General features: G+C 50.9%; 18 protein-coding genes and 1 pseudogene. 6 read left to right on the plus strand and 13 right to left on the minus strand.

Features of this window, described 5'->3' with window-relative positions:
* Positions 1-121 (plus strand): annotated as a pseudogene (locus AC2215_RS24865) (IS630 family transposase); the annotation flags it as partial.
* Positions 122-427: 306 nt separating this feature from the next.
* Here the strand turns inward: AC2215_RS24865 and AC2215_RS24870 are convergent.
* The gene (locus tag AC2215_RS24870) at positions 428-3,433 is read right to left on the minus strand and encodes a PAS domain-containing protein (RefSeq protein WP_486812718.1); all 3,006 of its coding nucleotides are present in this window, start codon (positions 3,431-3,433) and stop codon (positions 428-430) included.
* Between the two features lie 1,059 nt (positions 3,434-4,492).
* Between AC2215_RS24870 and AC2215_RS24875 the strand changes: the two genes are divergently transcribed.
* Positions 4,493-4,900: a response regulator gene (locus AC2215_RS24875; RefSeq protein WP_486812719.1), complete on the plus strand. Its 408-nt coding sequence runs from the start codon at positions 4,493-4,495 to the stop codon at positions 4,898-4,900.
* A 579-nt stretch (positions 4,901-5,479) separates the two neighbouring features.
* Positions 5,480-5,950, plus strand: a complete 471-nt coding sequence (locus AC2215_RS24880) for a QcrA and Rieske domain-containing protein (protein WP_486812720.1) — start codon at positions 5,480-5,482, stop codon at positions 5,948-5,950.
* A gap of 200 nt (positions 5,951-6,150) precedes the next feature.
* Here the strand turns inward: AC2215_RS24880 and sixA are convergent, their stop codons facing one another.
* The 9 genes from sixA to hpsJ-B form a co-directional block, all read right to left on the minus strand.
* On the minus strand, positions 6,151-6,663 hold the full coding sequence (sixA, locus tag AC2215_RS24885) for a phosphohistidine phosphatase SixA (RefSeq protein ID WP_486812721.1): 513 nt from the start codon (positions 6,661-6,663) through the stop codon (positions 6,151-6,153).
* A 117-nt stretch (positions 6,664-6,780) separates the two neighbouring features.
* Positions 6,781-8,163: an argininosuccinate lyase gene (gene argH / locus AC2215_RS24890; protein WP_486812722.1), complete on the minus strand. Its 1,383-nt coding sequence runs from the start codon at positions 8,161-8,163 to the stop codon at positions 6,781-6,783.
* Between the two features lie 244 nt (positions 8,164-8,407).
* A complete protein-coding gene (locus tag AC2215_RS24895) occupies positions 8,408-8,647 on the minus strand; it encodes a hypothetical protein (RefSeq protein ID WP_486812723.1) in 240 nt (79 codons plus the stop codon).
* Entirely contained in the window at positions 8,644-10,056 is a 1,413-nt protein-coding gene (locus AC2215_RS24900) for a PP2C family protein-serine/threonine phosphatase (RefSeq protein WP_486812828.1), read from the minus strand. Before AC2215_RS24900 ends, AC2215_RS24895 begins: the two co-directional genes overlap by 4 nt.
* Positions 10,057-10,118: 62 nt before the next feature.
* A complete protein-coding gene (gene ftsY / locus AC2215_RS24905; protein ID WP_486812724.1) occupies positions 10,119-11,969 on the minus strand; it encodes a signal recognition particle-docking protein FtsY in 1,851 nt (616 codons plus the stop codon).
* Between the two features lie 80 nt (positions 11,970-12,049).
* Positions 12,050-12,706, minus strand: a complete 657-nt coding sequence (gene nusB, locus AC2215_RS24910) for a transcription antitermination factor NusB (RefSeq protein WP_486812725.1) — start codon at positions 12,704-12,706, stop codon at positions 12,050-12,052.
* 101 nt (positions 12,707-12,807) lie between these two features.
* Positions 12,808-13,533 carry a DUF502 domain-containing protein gene (locus tag AC2215_RS24915; protein WP_486812726.1) on the minus strand — a complete coding sequence of 242 codons (726 nt, stop codon included), beginning with the start codon at positions 13,531-13,533 and terminating at the stop codon, positions 12,808-12,810.
* Positions 13,534-13,871: 338 nt separating this feature from the next.
* Positions 13,872-14,738 (minus strand): glycosyltransferase family 2 protein, encoded by an 867-nt coding sequence (locus AC2215_RS24920; RefSeq protein ID WP_486812727.1) that lies wholly within the window; start codon positions 14,736-14,738, stop codon positions 13,872-13,874.
* Between the two features lie 387 nt (positions 14,739-15,125).
* Positions 15,126-15,956: a hormogonium polysaccharide biosynthesis protein HpsJ gene (hpsJ-B, locus tag AC2215_RS24925; RefSeq protein WP_486812728.1), complete on the minus strand. Its 831-nt coding sequence runs from the start codon at positions 15,954-15,956 to the stop codon at positions 15,126-15,128.
* Between the two features lie 475 nt (positions 15,957-16,431).
* Between hpsJ-B and AC2215_RS24930 the strand changes: the two genes are divergently transcribed.
* Positions 16,432-16,599, plus strand: a complete 168-nt coding sequence (locus AC2215_RS24930; RefSeq protein WP_486812729.1) for a hypothetical protein — start codon at positions 16,432-16,434, stop codon at positions 16,597-16,599.
* Positions 16,600-16,717: 118 nt separating this feature from the next.
* Here AC2215_RS24930 and trpS read toward each other — a convergent pair whose 3' ends face one another.
* On the minus strand, positions 16,718-17,728 hold the full coding sequence (gene trpS, locus AC2215_RS24935) for a tryptophan--tRNA ligase (RefSeq protein WP_486812829.1): 1,011 nt from the start codon (positions 17,726-17,728) through the stop codon (positions 16,718-16,720).
* 450 nt (positions 17,729-18,178) lie between these two features.
* Entirely contained in the window at positions 18,179-19,180 is a 1,002-nt protein-coding gene (gene hemB / locus AC2215_RS24940; protein WP_486812730.1) for a porphobilinogen synthase, read from the minus strand.
* Positions 19,181-19,885: 705 nt separating this feature from the next.
* On the opposite strand from hemB, the gene AC2215_RS24945 reads away from it, so the two are divergent.
* Positions 19,886-20,383, plus strand: coding sequence for an HNH endonuclease (locus AC2215_RS24945; RefSeq protein ID WP_486812731.1), 498 nt, complete (start codon positions 19,886-19,888; stop codon positions 20,381-20,383).
* Between the two features lie 73 nt (positions 20,384-20,456).
* On the opposite strand, the gene AC2215_RS24950 is transcribed toward AC2215_RS24945, so the two are convergent.
* Positions 20,457-20,810 carry a hypothetical protein gene (locus tag AC2215_RS24950; protein WP_486812732.1) on the minus strand — a complete coding sequence of 118 codons (354 nt, stop codon included), beginning with the start codon at positions 20,808-20,810 and terminating at the stop codon, positions 20,457-20,459.
* 7 nt (positions 20,811-20,817) lie between these two features.
* Between AC2215_RS24950 and AC2215_RS24955 the strand changes: the two genes are divergently transcribed.
* On the plus strand, positions 20,818-21,627 hold the full coding sequence (locus AC2215_RS24955) for a hypothetical protein (protein ID WP_486812733.1): 810 nt from the start codon (positions 20,818-20,820) through the stop codon (positions 21,625-21,627).
* Positions 21,628-21,668 lie beyond the last annotated feature (41 nt).

Consider the following 21,668-nt stretch of genomic DNA (forward strand, 5'->3'; position numbering starts at 1 on the left):
ACCAGACCTCAACAAAATTGAACAGTGCTGGTCTTGGTTGAAAAGTCGTATCCGCAAACAACTCCATCAGTTTAATTGTTTACGAGATGCGATCGAATATGTCCTTCGTTTAGTGTCCTAACCGCCTTGGCGGTTGCTATATTTTACTGCCAGGGGACATCATCAGTTTTACCACCGATGCCATCCATCGGATCAAAGTGGAAGGGGACGAGCCAACCTTCAGTTTCAGCCTCTATGGAGAAACTTATCATTCTCGTCGGTTTGAATACGATCCGCACAACCATACCGTGAAGAATTTCTGAGGGAGCATCGGGAGAATTGGGAGAAAGTTTAGCCTCCAAAGCCCCCGAAGCCCCCGAAACCTCCCCTACCCGCAACCGGTATGACGACTGCTATAACTGCCGAGATCGGCGGTCTACGACTCATCCTAGCTGTCGGAGGTGGTTTCGAGGAAGGTTTGGGTGAGATAGTAGATGGTATCCAAGTGCCACTCCTCGACTAATTGTTCGAGTTCCCGTTGCAATGGACGGTAGATGGGGGGAATTTGGGCGATCGCCTCACAAATTTCCTCTTGTTCCAAGGTTCCTGCCAAGAAATTCAGTCGATCGACCCAGTCTCGAGGCATCACGGCAAAAGACTCTGGGGAGATCGAAATTACACTTTTTGGCAGTTGGGAGGTGGGAGTTGCCTCTTCGTAAAGGTAGCGTACCCCAAGGTGACGGGCAATTTTTTCCAGGAGGTGGTTGTGGCGCACGGGTTTGGTAGCAAAATCGTTGCAGCCGGCCGAGAGGAGTAAATTTTTATCGGCATCGAAGGCACTGGCCGTGAGGGCGATGATGGCAACCGCTTGACCGGCGACACTGCTGCGAATGCGCCGCACGGCTTCGTAACCATCCATCACCGGCATGCGCATATCCATCAGAATCAGCTGGGGCTGATGTTTGTGCCACATCTCGACGGCCTCTTGTCCGTTTTCGGCTTCGAGGATCTCGAATCCTAGGGGAGTTAGGAGTTGAACGAGCATCTGGCGATTTTCCCACCGGTCTTCCACAATCAAGATGCGGCAGGGGGGTTGGTCTGGTGCGAGTCGGAGGATTCGTTGCGCGGGCAAGATTGCATTCCCCTCCCAAACCCCCTCGATGATTTTCACCGGTAGGTAGCAGCGGGCGATCGTCCCCACCCCGATGAGACTTTCGATTTTGATGCGCCCCCCCATTCGTTGGATGAAACTCTGGCAAATGGTGAGTCCTAACCCCGTCCCTTCCGCTGCTTGCCGTCCGGCCCGGCCGCGATCGAAGGCCTGGAAAATTTGCTCTAATTCCTCCGGTTCGATGCCGACGCCGGTATCTTCCACTTCCAAGTGCAAGAATTTGAGGTTCTTCGATCTCTGCTGGGAATATCCCGTCCAAAGCCTCGCCCGCAGGGAAATCGTGCCGGTCTGAGTAAACTTGACGGCATTGCCGAGGAGGTTGATGAGGATTTGACGCAGTTTGGCTTCATCGGCTTCCACCATTACCGGTACATCTGGGGCTATCTCTAGGTTCAGAATCAACCGCTTGCGGCCCGCTCTCACTTGCAGCATTTCGATGAGGTTCGCCAGCAGGTGGTGGAGGTTGAATGGGGTCGCGATGAGTTCGATTTTCCCGGCTTCGATTTTGGCTAAATCGAGAATATCGTTAATCAGGGAGAGGAGATGCTCGCCGCTGCGGAGAATGGTTTGCAGGGTTTGTTGCTGTTCTGTATTGAGGTTCGCATCCCGCGCCAGAATTTCGCTGAAACCGAGAATGACGTTGAGGGGAGTGCGCAGTTCGTGGCTCATGGTGGCCAGAAATTCGCTTTTGGCACGGTTGGCCGTTTCAGCTGCTTCTCGGGCCGTTTCGAGTTCTGCATTAGCTTGACTGAGGGCGAGATTATTTTGCCGCAGTTCGGCTTCGGCTGATACGCGATCGCTGATATCTTCAAACACCGAAAGCTGCCCGAGATAAAAATCGCCATCGGCAACGGGGACGCAGAAGCGGCGAAACGTCCGCCCGTCTTTGAGGAGCACTTCATCTTCCACCATCGCCAGCTCGTTCCCTTCCCGGACTTGATAGGGTTGAGCGGTGTTAGCGAAGACTTCGAGATCGATGGACTCCAAACATCTCTCCATCACGGCATCGTGACCGATTTCTCCATTCTCGATTGCCGTATCGGTCTCTTCAAATTTCCACAAGTGACAAAATGCTCGGTTGCAGAACAGGACGCGATCGCTATTGGTGTTACCGACGTAAATGCCTAGGGGAATCACTTGAACGATGGTGCGCAAGAGGGTTTCGCTGCGGCGCAATTGCCCTTCGATGGCGAGGCGATTGCTAATGTCGGTTTGGATGCCGATAAAGTGAGTGAGCGTACCGGTTTCGTCGTGCACTGGGGTCAGGCTCAGTTGGTTCCAGAAGGGGATGCCGTCTCGGCGATAGTTCCGCAGCACCACTTGGCAAGGGGTTCCCTCCCGCAAGGCCTGGCGCACTCGATGGAGTTCCGGTTGCTCTGTATCTTGCCCTTGCAGGAAGCGACAGTTCTTGCCGATAATGTCCCTCGCGGAGTATCCGGTCATTGTGGTGAAGCCGGAGTTGACGTAAACCAGGGGGAAATCCGGTTGGGTTGCATCGGCGATCGAAATGCCGTTACTGGCGACTTCAATGGCCCGTTGGAGCAACCGCAGTTCGGCCAGGGTGGCTTTGCGCTCGCTCACATCGCTGACGAGGGCGTAAAAACCTCGCACTTGCTGGTGGCGATCGAGGTCGGGCACGAGGATGCTTTCGAGATCGCGAGTTCGATCGACCGAGTGGGGAATTTGGACGAGATCGCGAACGGAGTTGCCGGCGAGAACTCGATTGATGTCAGGGGAGATGGTGGTGTAAGTTGGCGACCCGAGGACGTCCCAGATGAACTGACCGGGGATGGTCTGACGATCGCACTCGAACCAGGTTGCGTAGTTGCAATTGGCGAACTCGTAGCGTTGCTGTCGATCGATATAGGCAACGCCCATGGGGAGGATATCGATAAGGGTTTGCCAGCGCGCCTCGCTGCACTGGAGGTCGGCTTTGAGGGACAAAAATTGCGATCGTACCTGCCATAATATCCGCGCTACAGAAACACAAATGAGAGCAATTGAGAGGTTTTCGAGGTCCGATAACCATCGATCGGGATGCCACGGAGTCCAAATTGCGACTAAATATCCCAGACCGCACAGGAAGATGACGGCACTCGAGAGGAGCGAAAGGGTGACAAGACCCCGAAAAGACACTGCTTTTCGTTGAAGGAAGCACCCCAGGGTTACAGGTATCCAACCAAAAGATAGGGCAATCGCAAAATTACCGATAGCGTGCAGCCCTAATAATGGAGCGGGTTGCAGGTTGCACGATGCGATCGAGATTTCGAGGAGTGGTTGCATGAATAGAATTGGCTTGTTGGGCGATTTGCCATCAAAGCGATGAGTCTTTCCGCTCTATGTTGCAACCGCCACTTCAAGGGAGTATATCGTTTCGGAGCGCTATCTGTGGGAACGATCGGCACGAGAGGGCGATCGCGCTTGGTGTCCTCACATCAAACGGTCAACATAGTGCCAACAGTCGCTTTCGCACATCAGCTGCTGCAGCAGAACGCCAAGCGATATGGAATCGCAAGGGCGTAGCATTTACACAGAAAGCTGTTACCAGAATGACGTTCGATGTCAGGCTCAGGTCACAACAAGTCAGGACACAAATTTAAAGATTGAAATGTCTGAGTAGCAAGAAGTCCGAAGCCAAAATTGCTGCTTTTATAAACTATTAATTTAGCAGGGATACTCTGTTCTTTCAAGGTTTTCATTTTATCTAGATCGGTATAAAAAAGCTGAATTTTCGAGAACTGACTCAGAACAGATCTCAACACTAGCCAGTCTTTTTACTGACGATGTCAATCTCATGTCCTGTTGGTCGTTCGGGACTCTACTACGTGGATTTTGGGTCGTTTCGCTCGGCTCTACGACACGACGGCGATGAAGCTTTATGCTCACCAAAATCTATTGTATCGAGCAGAGTCTTGAAAATCTCGACACAATCTCTACAGATCTAAAAAAAACATAAAGACAGAACATTAAGATATAATTAAAAAAAACAAAATTTAAGTTTTCTCTATTTATTATAACAATATTGAAAAATAAACGACTTTTGTAAGTATTCAGTCTTCAATCGTTGACGTATCGGCTGATACCGTTTCTCTTCGTGAAGATTAGGGGATCGGCGAAAGATTCACGATCTGCAATTTGAATTCATGTTGCTCCGATCGATCTCCATCTCAATGTCGCTCGATTGAAAGATAAATATAGAGTTAATTTATTAACAAATTCAGTCTGAGTTTCTTGAAATCAAAAAACTAAAAAAAACTAAAAAAAACAGAATCAAACTTAGATTTAGATCGTAAAATCCACTTGTTCGAAATATAAAACCACAGACTCAAAACCATCGACTTAATGAATATTTTATTCGTCGAAAATGACCTGCTCTTTGCCAAAGCAGCGGCAAAAGTCATCACAGGATTAGGCGCTCGTAAAGTATACATTACAGCCGTGCCCGATTCTCTTTTTCAATGGTGTCGGCAGGGAGATATCGATCTCGTTTTAATCGATATCAACTTGCCCGGCTTCCGATGGAAAGAGTTTCCCGTCAGCGGAATAGAACTGGCTCGATCGCTCAAAGACGATCCTCGAACCCGCGGGATTCCCATCATCCTGATGAGTACTTATGCCATGCGAAGCAAAAAGTCTAAACTCTTAGAAGTCTCAAAAGCCGATTATTTTTGGACGAAACCGATTACCAACTACGACAAACTGATCGAGAAAATGGAGCAGCTCATCAAACAAGATACCCTAAGTGCCTGACACAAGTACCTCAAAGCCTTCGGGCGTATCGATTCTGTTTGTGACCGTCCCCTGCTTGTTTTTTGCCCGTTCGATCGCTGACAAGCTTTAACCTGCCGTTCAGCAAGTGGTCCAATTGGCGCCAGAAATCAAGGGTTTGACATCGATGGGTCAGGCACTCAGAAAAATACCAGGATCGAGCAAACGGCACTTCGCGGTTGACGGTGAAGGGGGTCTCCAAGACTTCGGGCGATCGGAGAATGAGGAGTTTCCCCGCCTTCTGTCCATTCCCCACCCCTCAAAAGACTCAGCACCAAAATTAACGCCACCTGGGATGCTTTAGGCAATCCTACAGGTTTTCACCGGACAGCAAGTCAACCCCACGACTTGGATGGCGTGGATGTGCGACTTCAAGACGATGATGCTCAACCCTAATACCCCACATCCTATCTCCCAAAAGGCGATCGATCCCTGAATTTCCTCCCAGGAAGAGAAGCCAACCTGTAGAATTGGGGACGTAGAATTGACGTGCGATCGCTCTCAATTCATCGCACTCAATCTTCCATTGAAAGTTTCAACGTTACGAGAGGAAAACCCGCAATGATGGATCGTCGTGAATTTGTAGGATGGGTGGGAGCTGGTTTACTTGCGTCTTTTTTGCCCGTGGCACTTGCCGCCTGCGATGATGAAGAAACCGCTCAAACACCATCGACTGGAGACTCCACACCCGATGCGGCCCCTCCCGCCACCGAACCTCCAGTGGTTCCGGAAGGTTATCAAGCCGTGGGAACCGTTGCCGAACTCGATGCCGATGGGGTCATCACCGACAAAGTTAACGATGTGTTGGTCTTCCGCAATCCAGACACCAACGAAATCGCCGCCGTAAATTCTCGATGCACTCATCAAGGCTGTAGCGTCGAGTGGGAAAGTGATTTGAAGATTTTTGCCTGTCCCTGTCACGGCTCCAAGTTCGCTCCCGATGGCTCGGTTACAACTCCTCCAGCCCAGCAACCCCTCCCCACCTACGACGTGCAGCAAGATGGCGATAACATTTTGGTGAAGTTGGGCTAGTTTGACGTCAGTTCGGGATCGAACATTTTCGGGTGAAAATGGGGTGTGGGGTATAGGGTGTGAGGTTTGGGGAACAAAGGTTACGACGATCGTCGGGCAAGTTCTTTGAGTGTTTCTCGACTCATTCTCATTCCTCCATTTCTGCCCCGGCTCCCGTTTCCCCCGTTTCCCCCTTGCTCCCAACTCTCTTCCTGCTCCAACTAACCCGGTGGGAGCAAAAATTTTGGGGGAGTCAGCCAAAACAGCCAACTCCCCCCGATGGGAGAGCCGGATTCTGGCAGGGTTAAGCCGATAATTCCTGCTTTTTTGAGAACGATGCGATCGCCAGCCTCTCCCCACACCAGCATTTGGGCCCAATTTCCCAAATCCGGCTGATGCCCGACGAGCCCAAAACAGAGGCGATCGCCCTTTTGGGAAAGCTGCAGCCATGACAATTCATCGAGCCACCGATGGATCTCGCCACCGGGAGCGAGGGTTGGCGTTTCGTGCAGTTCCCTCGCCAAACCCCGTTCTTGCAGAATCTCCGCCGTCTGTCGCGCGCGAACCAACGGACTGGTAAAGAGGATATCGAATTGGATTTCGAGTTTGGCTAATTGCTTGGCGACTTTGCGCGTTTTGCGATCGCCCTCTGGCGTTAGGGGACGTTCTGCATCAATCGGGTAGCTACCGCGATCGACTGCAATTCCATGGCGAATCAGGTACAGTTGAGTCATTGATTCTAGGCTTTGGGGGCTTCGGAGGCTTCGGGAGCTTCGGGATCGTGAGGAACAAAATTCTCCCTTGTCTCCCTTGTCTCCCTTGTCTCCCCATCCCCCCACACCCCATTTCCCCTATCCCAAACGCTCTCGGGCAGATTCGATCGCATCTTTCACCCGCTCGAATCCCGTACCGCCGAAGCTGTTCCGGGCCGCCACCACTTGCTGGGGAGCGATCGCATCGTAGATATCCGCTTCAAATTTGGGATGCAGGGCTTGCCATTCTTCCAAGGTTAGATCTTTAAGCAATTTTCCCGCAGCCAGGGAGGTTTTCACAACCTTGCCCACCAAGTTGTATGCTTCGCGAAAGGGTACGCCTTTGGCGGCTAAATAATCGGCGACATCCGTGGCATTGGAAAAGTCTTCCGTGACAGCGGAGTTGAGGCGAGTGGTTCTAAATTCGATGCCTTCTGCGAGCAAAATCGTCATCGCTTCCAGACAAGCGCTCGCGGTTTTCACGCCGTCGAAAATAGCTTCTTTATCTTCTTGCAAATCTTTGTTGTAGGCCAAGGGTAGCGCTTTCATCAGCACCAGTAACCCTTGCAGGTGTCCGAATACCCGCCCGGTTTTGCCGCGCACCAGTTCGGGGACGTCGGGGTTCTTCTTCTGGGGCATAATGCTCGAACCCGTGGCGCAGCTATCGGTGAGGGTCACAAATCCAAATTCTTCCGATGCCCAGAGTACGATTTCTTCGGAGAGGCGACTCAGATGCACCATAATCAAACTAGCAGCACCCAGAAATTCGATGGCAAAGTCTCGATCGCTCACCCCATCTAAACTATTGGCATAGGCACTGCCAAACCCGAGCAATTCGGCGCTGTAGTGGCGATCGATGGGAAATGTCGTTCCTGCCAGCGCCCCGCAACCGAGGGGAGAAATATTGACGCGCTCGTAAATTTCCCCCAGTCGTTGCCAATCTCGTTGCGCCATTTCAAAATAAGCCAGCAGGTGGTGGGCCAAACTGACCGGCTGGGCCCGTTGGAGGTGGGTGTAACCGGGAATTAGGGTTTCGATATTTTTTTCGGCTAACTCCAGTAACGTGGTTTGAAATTGCCGCAACTGCCCCCGAATTTCGGTGATGCGATCGCGCAGGTACAAGCGTGTATCCGTTCCGACCTGGTCGTTGCGCGAGCGGGCCGTGTGCAGCTTTTTCCCCACATCCCCGGCAATTTCCGTTAACCGACGTTCGACGGCAAAATGCACGTCTTCTGCATCCACGTCGGGTACAAAGCGGCCGTCTCGATATTCTTGCCGGATTTGCTCCAATCCCGCGACGAGTTGCGCTCCTTCCTCAGCAGAAACGATACCGGTTTTCGCCAACATTTTTGCATGGGCGATCGAACCGCTCAAATCGTACTCGATTAACTCGATATCGAAACCGATACTGGCATTAAAACGGGCGATCGCCGGATGTAGTGCCGATTCAAAGCGTTGGCTCCAGGTTTTGGTTGGGTTCATAGCTAATGGGTCGATGGGTGTGTTTGGCTGGGCATCAAATCATTATGCCCCGTTTTGCACCATCCCCGGCTTTGACCCCTTGAGTGTAGTCAAACGCTGACAATTAAAAATATAGAATTCGGACGTTGGAGTTCCCAAAGGGGTCTGGGGTGAGGGGAAAGAGCGTTACCACTGACCGATTGTCAATTTTCTATGACACTATTCCCCTGCTGCCAAAGCCCCCGACCCCCCAAAGTCCGGGCATCTAACCCACAGACATCGATCGGAACCAATATCCTAAAAGAATCCCCAGTCCCATCGCCCAGATTTGACCGCTATCGACAAAATTATTCCAGGCCGATTGAACGTCGCTCCACAGGGTACTTTTCACCGCTTGGGCGAGAACTTGACCGCTGCAGGTTGCGTGGTCAAATAAATCTAAAGGACCGGAATGCCAGTCGATGGCACTCGCGATGTGGGTTGTTAGTTCGGGAATGGTACTCATGGATTTTCTATTTCCTCATCCGTTGATTTTACCTGCATAACAACCAGCGTGATATCGTCCTCATTGCGGTTTCCCTCACCGATGAACTCCTGAACTTGCTCGAACAGGTATTCGAGGATCGCTTGCGGGTTGTCGTAGTGGCGACACGCCCATTGAAAGGCTCGAGTCAGATTATCCTCTTCAAAGCGATCGCCGTTCCGATTGGAAGCTTCGGTTAAGCCATCGGTATAGTATAAGATCGTATCCCCGGGCGCGAGCTGGACGTGCGCTTCAAAATACTGGGAGTCGATATCCAAGCCGATGAGCATTCCGAGGGTATCGAGTCGATCGATAGAATCGGTTTCGGCTTGCCACAACAAGGGCGGATTGTGAGCGGCGTTGCTGTAGGAGAGGATGCGCGTTTGCGGATCGTAATCGGAATAAAACAGGGTCACGAACCGATGGGAATTCTCCAAATCGGCGTACATGGCCCGGTTGAGATGTTGCAGAATTTGAGCCGGAGAATGTTCGTTGAGCGCCTCCGCCCGCAGCATTCCCCGCGTCATCGTCATAATCAAACCGGCGGGAACCCCTTTGCCCATCACATCCCCAATGGCAATCCCCCAACGACCCTCCGGCGCGATTTCCGAAGCCGGTTGGCGGACGAGGTTGTAGTGGGTGGGAATGAAATCGTAATAGTCGCCCCCGACGCGGTTGGCTGTCTGACAGGTCGCGGCCAAAGCCACACCGCGAATTTCGGGACATTGACTGGGGAAGAGCCGCACCTGAATTTCAGCACCGATTTCCAATTCTCGGTCTAAGCGCTCCTTACGACGCAGTTCTGCATTCAGTTCGTCGTTATCGATCGCAACGGCCGTTTGGTCTGCCACGAGTCGGACTAGTTTTTGGCGGGTTTCCGTCCAAGAGTAACTCGGTTCCCGACTGAAAACGTACAATCGCCCCCGTTCTGCATTCTTGACTAAAATTGAAGTCCCGAATAAGCGAACCTCCGAGTCTAAATAGCGGTTGACTTCCGTATCGAGACCGCTTGCCGTTGGACTCGCCAGACTCGGCTGACGCATCGCCATTTCGATGGCCCGTCGAACGTCCTGACAGGGACTTCCATCTTGACAGTGCAGCCGCTGCAACCGCATTCTGCCATTGGGGGCAAACAACACCAGGGCCGCACCATCGGCATCGGTCACCCGACTGGCCACCAGGGGAATCAGTTCCAGAAACTGGTTGAGATTGTTGAAACTCCGAAGGGCAAATCCCAGGGAACTGAGTAAATCCTGAACTTTACGCTGCTCTCGCTGCAAGCGAGCCACCAGTTTTTTCAGCGCAAAAACGGGGGTGGGAGGGGGGGGTTGGCGCTCGACAGTGGCATCGTTTGATTTAGACGGCGGCCGAGGTCTTGGGACTGCCGCCATCGGTTCGCCAGACCCGGAGGGCAATGATGATTGCTGAAAAGAGTTCATATCTCGCAATACGTTTATCCATTCAGTAGGGCTTCAACAAATTCGTAACTGGAGAAGGGGCGCAAATCTTGAATCCCTTCCCCCGCCCCAATGAAACGGATCGGAAGACCGAGTTGCTGCACCACGGCTAGGGCAACACCACCTTTAGCAGTTCCATCGAGCTTTGTCAAGACGACACCGCTTAGTTGAGCGGCTTCGGCAAAGACTTCGGCTTGGCGCAGACCATTTTGACCTAACGTCGCATCGAGCACCAGGAGGGATTCTACGATGGCATCGGGCGCTTTTCGATCGATAATCCGACGAATTTTGTTCAGTTCCTCCATCAGATTTTTCTTATTTTGCAGCCGACCGGCCGTATCGACCAATAGTAACTCAGTTTGACGCGATTGTGCCGCAGTAATTCCATCAAAGACCACCGCTGCGGGATCGGTATTTTGACCGGGATTGGCAATCACCTCCGTGTTACTGCGCCGACCCCACACTTTCACCTGTTCGACGGCGGCGGCGCGGAAAGTATCGGCGGCGGCAATCAGGCAGCGATATTCGGAGGTTTTGGCTAAGTGCGCTAACTTACCGATGGTGGTGGTTTTTCCAGCTCCGTTCACCCCCGTCATCAACCAAATATTTAAGGTCTCTTTTTCCGGAGCGATGCTAGCTTTATGATTTTCCCGTAGGGGTCGATCGAGCATATCCCGGAGAATTTTCTTCAAATAGGCGATCGCTGCATCTGGAGGTAGGGTCTCTTCGAGCATTTTCGCTTGTAGCGCTGCGATGACGTAGTCGGTGGCTTCGATGCCGACGTCAGCTTGCAACAGCAGCGCCTCGATTTCCATCACCGCTTCTTTGTTGAGCGGTCCCTGACCGACGATCGATTTGAGTTGGTTGACCAACCCGCGACGGGTTTTGTCCAATCCCTGTCTTAATTTCTTGAGCCAGGTAATTTCTTCGACGGAAATATCTTCGGGACGGCGACCTTGAGCGGCGAGAACTTCCGCGGACCAGACGAATCCATCGTCAAAGGCCAATCCGGGAATCGAGATTTCCGGTTCCGGGACGGTGGTGGTTTGAGCGGCGGGTGCGGCTTCGGGTTCTGGGGTTTCGATCGCGCTTTGGTTGAGTCGTTCCAACCGTGCTTCCCTCTCCGCTCGGGCTTTCTCGAACAGGGACAACTCCCGTACCGGGGCTTCGGGGGCGGGGGCCTCCGAGGTCGCGTCATCATCGGCCCCTTTGGGGTCGGCTTCGGTGGTTTCGGCTACGACTTTGGGTTCGTCTTGGGCGACAGGAGTTTCTTCGGGTTCCTCTTGGGCTTCTGTCTCACTTTCAGCGACGGGAGCTTGTTCGGGTTCCTCTTGGGTAAGGGCAGTCTCGACGGTTTCGGCTTCCTCTTCAGTCGTTTGTTCTACTGCTTCTGACTCACTTTCCGCAACGGGGGCTTCTTGAGATTCCTCTTCGGCAGCTTCGGCTACGACTTCGGGTTCGTCTTGGGTGGTTTCGACGACCGCTTCAGGCTCGCTTTCTGTCTCCGTTTCCGCGACGGGAACGTCTTGGGCTTCCTCGGCCTCAATTTCAACAACGGCTTCGGGTTCATCACCAGACGTTGCTGTTTCCTCTGAAGTGTCTGTCTCCACCTCAGATTCTGCCGTTTCCGATTCCTCTTCTTCTATCTGGGTGCCTTGTTGCTGCTGCTGGATGTTCTGGTAAGCCGCTTTGGCCCACTTGAGATAATCTTCAGCGGCCGGTGGAGATTCTTCTGACTCCGATTCAGAACTTTCTGGCGGCGCTTCCGGGGAAGAAGTGGGTGTTTGTTCTTTTTCTACTTGTTCGGAGTCGTCATTAAATTTACGGCGAAACCAATTAAAAACCATATCGAATTTTTGTTATGCGTTTATGTTGGAAGTGTTCAAATGGAAATGTTCAAAAATTTTGCGAGAAGTCCGATCGAACCTCAGTGACGTTCGGCATTCGATGGAGAGTTTTCCTGTTCCTTGAGAGACTTAAGAGACTCCGTGACGCGGCGCAGTACCCCGTTCACAAATCGGTGCGCTTCATCGCTACTGTAACGCTTTGCGAGTTCGATGGCTTCGTTAATCGCCACGCCATCGGGAATGCCGATAATCCACATTTCAGTCACGGCGATTCTGAGAAGATCTCGCTCGATTCGAGGTAGTCGAGACAGTTGCCAGTCAATCAACGCTTTGGAGAGTAACTCGTCGATCTCAGCACGCTTAACACTGACTTGAGTTAAGATTTCGAGGGTATATGCCCGGACTTCTTTTTGATTGGCCAGGTAAATAAATTCGGGTAATTCAATCGCAATTCCCACCCGATTTAGAGCACTTTGCGTTAAGTCGATCGCCTCGGAAACCATGGCTCGGGCACTGCTGACATCGTTGGCGCGGGTTTGAGAGTTGAGGATTCGATCGCTCCCTCGCGTGAGTTCGGCCGCTGCTGTTTCGAGAATGTCGTGAGCCTCGGCACTCATCGTTCTCACGGCAGCCAGCACGACATCGTTGAGCTGTTGTCTGGCGAGCTTATCTGGATTGCTCGGAAGCTGGCTCAGACTTAATAAAGCGAGTTCTCGGGAAATGCGTCGGGCTTGCATATTATAGATGTGGGAGTCTAGGGTTTAGTTGGAAAAAGTCGAACCCTAGTCACAAGTGTCGCTTGCCAAACATCGACTCCCCACCTCATCAGTGGCGAGGGTTACGATTCTTCCGGAAGGGGGAAGGGAGTGTGTGAGGTTGAAGGAACGAAATCTTCTGCGATGCGTCCTTGTTTGGGATTCAGGGCAATTTGCTTTGAGGGTTCAGGAGCCACAATACCACCTGAGAGCAAAATTTTGAAAGCATCCTCGATCGAGATTGAAAGACTTCGGGTTTCTCGTTCCGGTACGATTGCGTACCAACCGGAAGTGGGGTTGGGGGTGGTGGGAATAAAAACGCTCAGACTGGGTTCGGGTAGATTGGCTTGCATTTCATCGCTCACTAATCCCGTGACAAATGCGATCGACCAAACTCCCTCTTTGGGATATTCAACTAACACCACGCGGCGAAATCGACGATTCGAATCTTGCAGGACAGTTTGTAGCAGTTGCTTGAGGGTTTTGTAAACCGATCCCGCTAGCGGAATGGCTGCCAGAATATTCTCTCCAAAATCCAATAACCATCGTCCGACAATATTACGTGCCATCAGACCGATGAGCAAAATACTGAGCAAGGGAACTGCTAGCCCTACCAATAAGTTCAGCAGGTTAACCACTAAGGGATCGAAACCATCGAAGGGATTGAGCTGTTTTGGCACTTTCGTCAAAAAGTTAATCACCCAATTGGAGATGGTAATGGTTAACCAAATTGTGGTGGCTAAGGGGATTACAACCAACAGCCCCGCAATAAGGTCGTTTTTCAGGTCTTGCTTAAAGCGTTGGATCACAGGAGAACTCTCTGGCTACAGGATGACGATCGACTTCACCGTGCGAACCTATCTCCGGTCAATTGGTGCAGTCGTTAATATTTAGTCCTATGTTAATTTGTAACGCTTGTAAAGAATTGTTGCAAGCTTACACCAAAAAAACCCTACCCAGAGTAGGGCTTGTATCAAATGTAACACCAAGAGGTCTCAAAAACTTAACCAATCCTGCGATCCCCGCTTCTGGAGAGGAGAGAGGAGGAGATCGGGGAAGGGGTCGCGGGTGCGATCGCCGAAGGTGATGTGAAACGGCCGATCCCGATCGTAACTATTGCCACCCGCACATCCAACGTTCCAAACTGTTAAGCGTTTTCGGGATGACGTTCGACAGACAGCTTTACAGCACTTGCGGGTGGAGATTGCTGCTTTAATTCATCTACTTTGAGCAAGATTAAGTACTCGTAAAAAGTCTGCAGGGTACACCAGGCAAAACCAGCTTTGCCATCGAGAATTCCCCCTAAGATAAAATACATATACAGAAAACGGACCAAGGGCCTAAAAGGCAAACGCAAAGATAAGTCTTTAAGCGCTCGTCGGCGTTCGACTTCCGAGCTTCCCCAGAATAAATGTTTCCAGTTGACGTTTCCTTCTCGAAGTTGGTACAACGTTTCTGCGGCTTCATCGCTCGAATAGCGATTGTGTTTTTCGATCCAACGACTTAAACCTTTACTACAGGTATAGTGGGGATAAGTTTCCTTGAGAAAACTCGTCGAACCGTCGCAAACTTCTCGTTCGGTGTGACCGTAATCGTCGAACCAAACCCGATCTTTACGTAATAGCCGCAGTTGGTAGCGAGGATATTGGGTTGCATGTCGAATCCACCGGTTCATGAACATCACTCGTTCGGCTGCGTAGTAGCCGATATGAGAGTTGCTCTGGGTTGCCTCCAAACATTCCTGAAAGAGTTCGGGGGTCATGCGTTCGTCAGCTTCTAGGATATAGACCCATTCATATTTGCTCGGAATCGATCGCAGCATCCAAGTCCGTTGTTTGCCGTGGGATTCAAATGGATGTTCGATAACTCGCACGGGGTAACGGCGGGCAATTTCAACGGTGCGATCGGTACTGCACGAATCGACAACGATGATATCATCGGACAGCTGTGCCGATTCAATGCACGCGGCGATGTCAATTTCTTCGTTGTAAGTCAGAATATAAATCGAGAACATACCCAGCCGAAACGTTATATTTAAGTTGATAACGTGGTTTCACAGAGGAGAAAACCACGGGTAAAACTGTAGAAAGCAATTGCTCTCAAGTCCAATTCCAGAAACACTCTATCGCAGTGTTTTGATTCAATCGCCGGCCTGCATCCCTACCGAAAACTTACCACTTTTACCCATTTAAAGATTGGGATAAAGTTCCGGGTTTGTTTTCGGTGCGATCGACCTCACTTTATCGACTTCGATTGGAAGCTTTAAAGTTTGGACGATCGCGAATTCTTTTAACTCGTTCGTCGATCGCGTGCGGGTTTGAAACCAAAAATAGCATTTGCGAGCTACTCCCAAAACCCGATCGCCTAACGTTTTACATTACATTTCCAACTTAACTTAAAATTAACCCATTGGGGCTTGGCGGGAAACTCGGGGAGAACCGCTGAGCATGCCTCGCAGACCCGTCCAACTAATGACGATATAGCCGGCGGATAATAACCAACTGCTCAATCCCACTCGCAAACTCGATTTCCAACTGGTTAAGCGAGTCTGTTTCTCCAGGTTTTGCCGGCGTTCTCGAATCTGAGTTTCGAGTTGCGTGGGTAGTGCTTGAGCTTGTTCTTCGAGAAACTCATCTAAAACCTGGGGATTCGTTTTCGATTCTTCCAGGATGGCTTTAACGTCTTCCGGAAGCTGGTCGTTCTCTAGAGCTTCGTTGAGTTGTTCTTCGTTTTCAAGCAAAACGCCAATTTGTTGCTTGAGAAGCTCTTTTCTCTGTTCGACTTGCTCCTGGAAGTTTTCGCTGCCGAGTTGGGTTTCGAGCTGGGTTTCGGCTTGTTGGGATTGCTGTTCGATCCGAGCGAGTTGTTGGGTACTCGCTCGGTTCACATCAATGATGTGAAGGGGAGCGAGGATGAAAAAGACAAACCCCAAAATGCTTGCCAGAATTAAAGCCCAAAACCGCATGTCTAGTAACTTGTTTTGAGACGGAGCGGTGTTGGTCGTGTTTGCATCGATCCAGTCTCCGGCAAACAGCATGGCCAACCCCATCAGAGCGATAATTCCTTTATCGACGAATTGGGTTAAGACTCGGATTCGCCACCCCAGGTCTAAAAACTGATAGGGAAGCGGCTCGACGAGCACATCGAGCAAGTAAGACAAAATCAGAATAATTCCCACCCATTTCAGGGCTAAGGCAGCTAGAGAAGAAGGTTGACGACGTGTCGCTTTCATAAGTCTAAAAGTGAGGTGGAAACTCGATCGCGAAGTGCGTTGGGAAGGAATCCACGCACAGAGGCGATCCCGATGGTGAATGCGAGCGCATTTTCGGGGGACTGGCCGATCTCCCGCGCTGTGGACGGGAGGTCCGCGACCGGTTTATGAGTCTATATCCAACTTAGCCCATCCAATGGCGCGATCGCGCGATCGGACATCGAGTTAAAAGAGAACTTCCGCTGAGTTCTTTGGCTCCTTTACGTTATCGAGACTTTTGTTAATTTTTGTAAAAAATTAGCGTTATCGATCGAGGGAACGGTCTTTCGAGGTAAGCAGAGTTGGGTCGCTGACCGATCGAGACGATTGATACATTACTTTGATGAGGCATACCACACTTTGCTACGAATTGTCAATAAACCGTCGAGGTTGGGGTCGATTCCGCCTAAGATCGAAGTAGAGTATGTACTGGGTTTGACAAAAAACCCAACAAGCCATGAGTACCTATTTGAGATCCAGCATCGCCAAACTTCGTCGGGGATTGCATCGCCTAACACAACGTCAACCGTTCCGCGCCCTGATTCGTATATCGTTAGATTTTTATCGAGCGCAGGCAATTTTAAGCGATCGACCCCTCACCAAGCCACAACAGCAGCATCATTAATCTCGATCGACCCGAATGCCGTGAGACATCTCCTCTCAAAGAGGAAAAGGGAGAAGAAATTCAGACAATTTCTCGATTCAAATCGCCAAGATCTCTTCCCTTTTCCTCCAGATTTTGATTAAACCGGGGTCGAAAATCCCATCGCCGTTTTCACCCGAGAGAGGGTGGCCCCGGCGATTTCCTCGGCTTTTTGGCGACCTTCCTTCAACACCGACTCCAGATAGGGGCGATCGTCCATAATCGCTTGATATTTTTCCTGTATCGGTTCGAGAACCGCCACCGTTGTATCGGCGAGTAAAGGTTTGAACTGACCCCAACCCATGTCTTGGCACTCGGCGGCGACGGCTTCCTTGCTTTGACCCGAAAGCAGCATATACAACGTTAGTAAATTGTGGCATTCGGGACGCTCGGGATTATCGAATTCCAAACCGCGAACCGGATCGGTTTTGCAACGCTTAATTTTTTTGGCGATCGTTTCGGGGGGATCGAGCAGGTTAATCCGGCTCATTTCCGAGGGATCGGACTTTGACATCTTACTGGTGCCATCCGTTAAACTCATCACCCGCGCGCCATCTTTGCGAATCAGGGGGTCTGGGAGTTTAAGAACCGGATTGTCCGGGTCTGCAAAGCGATCGTTGAGACGAATGACCAAATCCCGCGTCAGTTCCAAATGTTGCTTTTGGTCTTCCCCCACCGGCACTTTATCCGCATCGTAGAGCAAAATATCCGCTGCCATCAGCACGGGGTAGTCTAACAAACCCACCCCGACATTTTCTCCTTGCTTGATGGCTTTTTCCTTAAACTGAATCATCCCCTGCAACCAATTGAGGGGGGTGATGCAATTGAGCAGCCAGGTCAGTTCGCTGTGGGCGCTAATGTGAGATTGAATGAAAATATCCGAGTGTTCGAGATCGATGCCGCAAGCTAGATACAGGGCGGCGATCGTGTAGCTGTTGGCAGCCAGAGTCGCCGGATCGTGGGGAACGGTAATCGCGTGCAAATCTACCACGCAGAAGAAATTTTCGTATTGACTTTGACCCTCTACCCAGTTGCGAATGGCTCCCAGGTAGTTCCCGAGATGAAGATTTCCTGTGGGTTGGACTCCGGAAAGAACGCGCTGTTTGGTCATAAAGCTATCGATCGTTGAAACGGCCAGATCTAGATTGAGGGTGTCGGGTGAGGGGCAGGTAAATATCCTAGACGCGATCGCATCTGGCTTGATAAAAACAAACCACTGGGGGCGGGTCGTTTTCGCTCCGAGAGGGCGATCGGGCAACCGAGCCAATTGAATTCGCTTGTGGAATGAATATCCAAGACGCTCGGGGGGTTGGGAAAATCTGCTTACTCAGTATACAAAGTTTCGATCCCAAGTTTGGCTCTCGTTACTCTTTCTAAGCTTGAGGATCGCCTCAAGAAATAGGAGAACGACTCGCGCGTCCTCCCATCTTAGTCATCCATCGAACCAATCGCGCCACTTAGGGATCTGCGGGAAAATCATATACCAATCGTCGGGGTCAACGGCCGTTAACCCCTACAGCAAGTCGTTGGCAAGCTGGTACCTTATTTTTTGGCAAGTCCCTTACTTCAACATCAACGCCACTTCTTTGGCAAAGTAGGTCAAAATCAAATCGGCACCAGCGCGCTTGATGCTGATGAGGGTTTCGAGAATCACTTTCTTCTCATCAATCCAACCCATTTTTCCGGCGGCTTTAATCATGGCGTACTCGCCGCTGACGTTGTAAGCCGCAACGGGGACATCCGTGGCATCGCTCACCAGACGGATGATATCCAGGTAGGGGAGTGCGGGTTTGACCATCACCATATCCGCCCCTTCCTCGATGTCGAGCATCACTTCTTTGAGGGCTTCGCGGGAGTTAGCCGGGTCCATTTGATAGGTTTTCTTGTCGCCGGATTTGGGGGCGGAATCCAAAGCATCCCGGAAGGGTCCGTAGTAAGCCGAAGCATACTTGGCGGAGTAGGCGAGGATGCCGACGTTGGTGTATCCAGCGGCATCTAGAGCCTCGCGAATCGCGCCGATGCGACCGTCCATCATATCCGAGGGGGCAACCATATCTGCGCCAGCCGCTGCTTGAGAAACGGCCATTTTCGCTAAGACTTCCACCGTCGGATCGTTGAGAATCGTGCCATCGTCGCCGAGCAATCCATCGTGACCGTGACTGGTGAAGGGATCGAGGGCGATATCGGTGATGACGGTAATATCGGGGACTTCTCGTTTGATGGTGGCAACGGTGCGCTGCACTAATCCGTCGGGGTTGTAGCTTTCGGTTCCCGTTTCATCTTTTTTGCTTTCGGGAACGACCGGAAACAGGGCGATCGCCTGAATGCCCAATTGGTAAACGTCGGCAATTTCTGAGAGTAGCAAGTCGAGGGAGAAGCGATAGCATCCCGGCATCGACGCCACTTCTACTTTCTGAGCTTCCCCTTCCATCACAAACATGGGGTAAATCAGATCGTTGGCGGTTAAGTGGGTTTCGCGCACCATTTCCCGCATGGCGGGGGTACGGCGCAGGCGACGAGGACGATAGCGCAGAGAGAGAGAGTTAGAATCAGCGGTTGACATAGGATTTAGGAAAGAATATTAAAGGGGTTCGCAAGAAAAATTAGACCTTTTATTTTACCTTATGGAGTGCGCTCGACCGGGGATTGACCCCGCTCTCCTCCATTTCACTGTTGCGATCGCGAATATCATTCTTCGACGATAAACTTTTCAAAAAAACTTTAAAGTTTCCACTAAATATCTTTGCGATTACTTTACCCAATGGATTTAGAACTTTCAGATACTAGAAGCAATCCGGAAAATGCATCCTTAACCCCTTGGAACCCTAGTCATTATTCAAGGGGTTTTTTTTCGGTTCGATCTGTCAATCGGCTTCGAGATGCCGTTGAATCGGTACGATTTTTGGTGAAAAATTGAGTCTATCGGTTTTCAAAGGTGAAAAATCTGGAGGGGCTAATTCTCAATTTGCATGGAGAAACGATCAAAATTTCGCTCCCAAAATCATTCGATAAAACTTAAAAAATAACGATCGCCCTAGCGCTCCTCCGATCGGGTCAAATCCAATCATCATTTCATAACCAATGGATTGAACGGCTGGGCAAATTTTGGCGAAAAAATCTGAGATTTACGATGGAAAGATAGGGCGATCGCGCTTGGGTTAAATCGTTACAAAAGTTCTCGATTCAATGGGCTTGAGGAAGCCATCGCCGATGGGCACAACCCTTGACTCCTGTGCTACCCTATGTAAAAGATCGATACAATATACCAATGGGTAAGGTTCTCGTCCTGAATGCTTCCTACGAACCACTCAATATTACGAGTTGGCGACGGGCTATCGTTCTCATGATTAAGGGCAAAGCTGAAGGGGTAGAACACAATGGCAGATATATTTATGCCGACTTTCCTCTGCCAAGTGTGATTCGATTGCTCTACTACGTTCGAGTTCCTTACAAAGAAATACCTCTGACGCGCCGCAATATTTTTTATCGGGATGCTCAAACTTGTCAATACTGTCACTATAGCGGTGACGATTTAACGCTCGATCACGTTCACCCCCGCTCTCGTGGCGGGGGTGATAGTTGGGAGAACTTAGTGACGGCGTGCGTGCGTTGCAACGTGAAAAAAGGAAATCGTACCCCCAAAGAGGCGAATATGCCTCTACGAAAAGTGCCGCGTAAGCCCCATAGCAGTTTGTATTTTGAAGTGAGCAAGCATTTGAAACGGGGAGTTCATCCCGAGTGGCAAAAGTACGTCATCGGAATTTAGGAGAAAACTCCATTTTCCCGTTCGTATTTGAATCGATCGAAGCGAGATCGACACATTCCAATACCCGACAAGCCTAAACTTTCCGGAAAACATAGGTGAAACCCTGAAAAACGGATTGCAGCATCGAGATCGCACATCCTTGGCAAGTCGGAGTTTTTACTATGGTTGGTTCGTCAAATTCTAAAGCTTTCCCCGATCGCAATTCGCAACGCGCTTCTTCGAGCGTCGAGAACGCCACTTCAGCACGGAAAGCAAAAATTTCGAGTGTAAAACCGCCATCGCCATCGCAGATTTCGAGGAAAACGGCTGCCACTTCTTCCCCCAAGAGAACACCGAAAAGTACCGCCAAGCCCAAACCTCGACCTTCCGCAAAAGCCAATCGAGGAAGAACCACCCGAAGGGCGCCAGCCAACTCGTCAGATAGCACCCTAAATTTGAGTCCGAACGTCCGACGCTGGCTCACTGCGACTCTGGCCGTAACTCTCACCGGCTATTCCGTGCAAGAAATTTTGCATCGAGTCGAACCGGAAACCCCATCCCCCGACGACGGGGCCCAACGTGAATCGACGCAAGAGGACGTTGCCGAAATCGAATCCAATATCGCCGCACCCGAAGCCTCAGTCGATTCTGCTAAACCGATCGCCAAACCCAGTTGGCTGCAATTGAGCGATCGCGCCCGAGAAGAGATATTACCAAAATTGCAGCAACACGTTCGCGATCGCATTCAGGCGCACATCGAATTGAATGCGTTCAACGCCATGCAAGATGCCTATACCCAAGCCGAACAGCGCAATTTTGCCACCGCTTTAGCCTTACTCGCTCAAATTCCCGAAGGAACCTCCGTCTACAGCCAAGCTCAAACCAAAACCGCCGAATATACCCAATATCAAAACACCCAAGCCAGTTCCTGGCTGCGTCAAGCAGAAGCTCTCGCTAAGATTGAGGATTTCTCTCGCGCGCAAGTGTACCTCGGTCAAATTCCCGAAGGCACTTCAGTCTACGCGACAGCTCAAACCAAGCTCGCCGAATACGCCGAAAAGCAAAATACTCAGGCGAATTCCTGGATCGAACAAGCATCGAAACTGGCATCGGCCGGGAATTTTTCCGGGGCGATCGATACCCTCGATCGCGTTCCCCTGGGAACTCCCGCTTATACGACAGCCAAAGCCAAAATTATCGAATACCGCCAGCAGCAGCAACGCTTCCAAGCCGTGAGACCTGCTGAAGGTGATGTGAATTCCTAGCAGATAGCCGCAAGATCCGGGAGGGTGCGCTTCACAGCCAG

This window comes from Zarconia sp., assembly GCF_057467645.1.

Bases quoted from the DNA above. Each gene is read 5' to 3' on its own strand.
- AC2215_RS24870 (WP_486812718.1), bottom strand. From the start codon at position 3,433: ATGCAACCACTCCTCGAAATCTCGATCGCATCGTGCAACCTGCAACCC.
- AC2215_RS24875 (WP_486812719.1), top strand. From the start codon at position 4,493: ATGAATATTTTATTCGTCGAAAATGACCTGCTCTTTGCCAAAGCAGCG.
- AC2215_RS24880 (WP_486812720.1), top strand. From the start codon at position 5,480: ATGATGGATCGTCGTGAATTTGTAGGATGGGTGGGAGCTGGTTTACTT.
- sixA (WP_486812721.1), bottom strand. From the start codon at position 6,663: ATGACTCAACTGTACCTGATTCGCCATGGAATTGCAGTCGATCGCGGT.
- argH (WP_486812722.1), bottom strand. From the start codon at position 8,163: ATGAACCCAACCAAAACCTGGAGCCAACGCTTTGAATCGGCACTACAT.
- AC2215_RS24895 (WP_486812723.1), bottom strand. From the start codon at position 8,647: ATGAGTACCATTCCCGAACTAACAACCCACATCGCGAGTGCCATCGAC.
- AC2215_RS24900 (WP_486812828.1), bottom strand. From the start codon at position 10,056: ATGGCGGCAGTCCCAAGACCTCGGCCGCCGTCTAAATCAAACGATGCC.
- ftsY (WP_486812724.1), bottom strand. From the start codon at position 11,969: ATGGTTTTTAATTGGTTTCGCCGTAAATTTAATGACGACTCCGAACAA.
- nusB (WP_486812725.1), bottom strand. From the start codon at position 12,706: ATGCAAGCCCGACGCATTTCCCGAGAACTCGCTTTATTAAGTCTGAGC.
- AC2215_RS24920 (WP_486812727.1), bottom strand. From the start codon at position 14,738: ATGTTCTCGATTTATATTCTGACTTACAACGAAGAAATTGACATCGCC.
- hpsJ-B (WP_486812728.1), bottom strand. From the start codon at position 15,956: ATGAAAGCGACACGTCGTCAACCTTCTTCTCTAGCTGCCTTAGCCCTG.
- AC2215_RS24930 (WP_486812729.1), top strand. From the start codon at position 16,432: ATGAGTACCTATTTGAGATCCAGCATCGCCAAACTTCGTCGGGGATTG.
- trpS (WP_486812829.1), bottom strand. From the start codon at position 17,728: ATGACCAAACAGCGCGTTCTTTCCGGAGTCCAACCCACAGGAAATCTT.
- hemB (WP_486812730.1), bottom strand. From the start codon at position 19,180: ATGTCAACCGCTGATTCTAACTCTCTCTCTCTGCGCTATCGTCCTCGT.
- AC2215_RS24945 (WP_486812731.1), top strand. From the start codon at position 19,886: ATGGGTAAGGTTCTCGTCCTGAATGCTTCCTACGAACCACTCAATATT.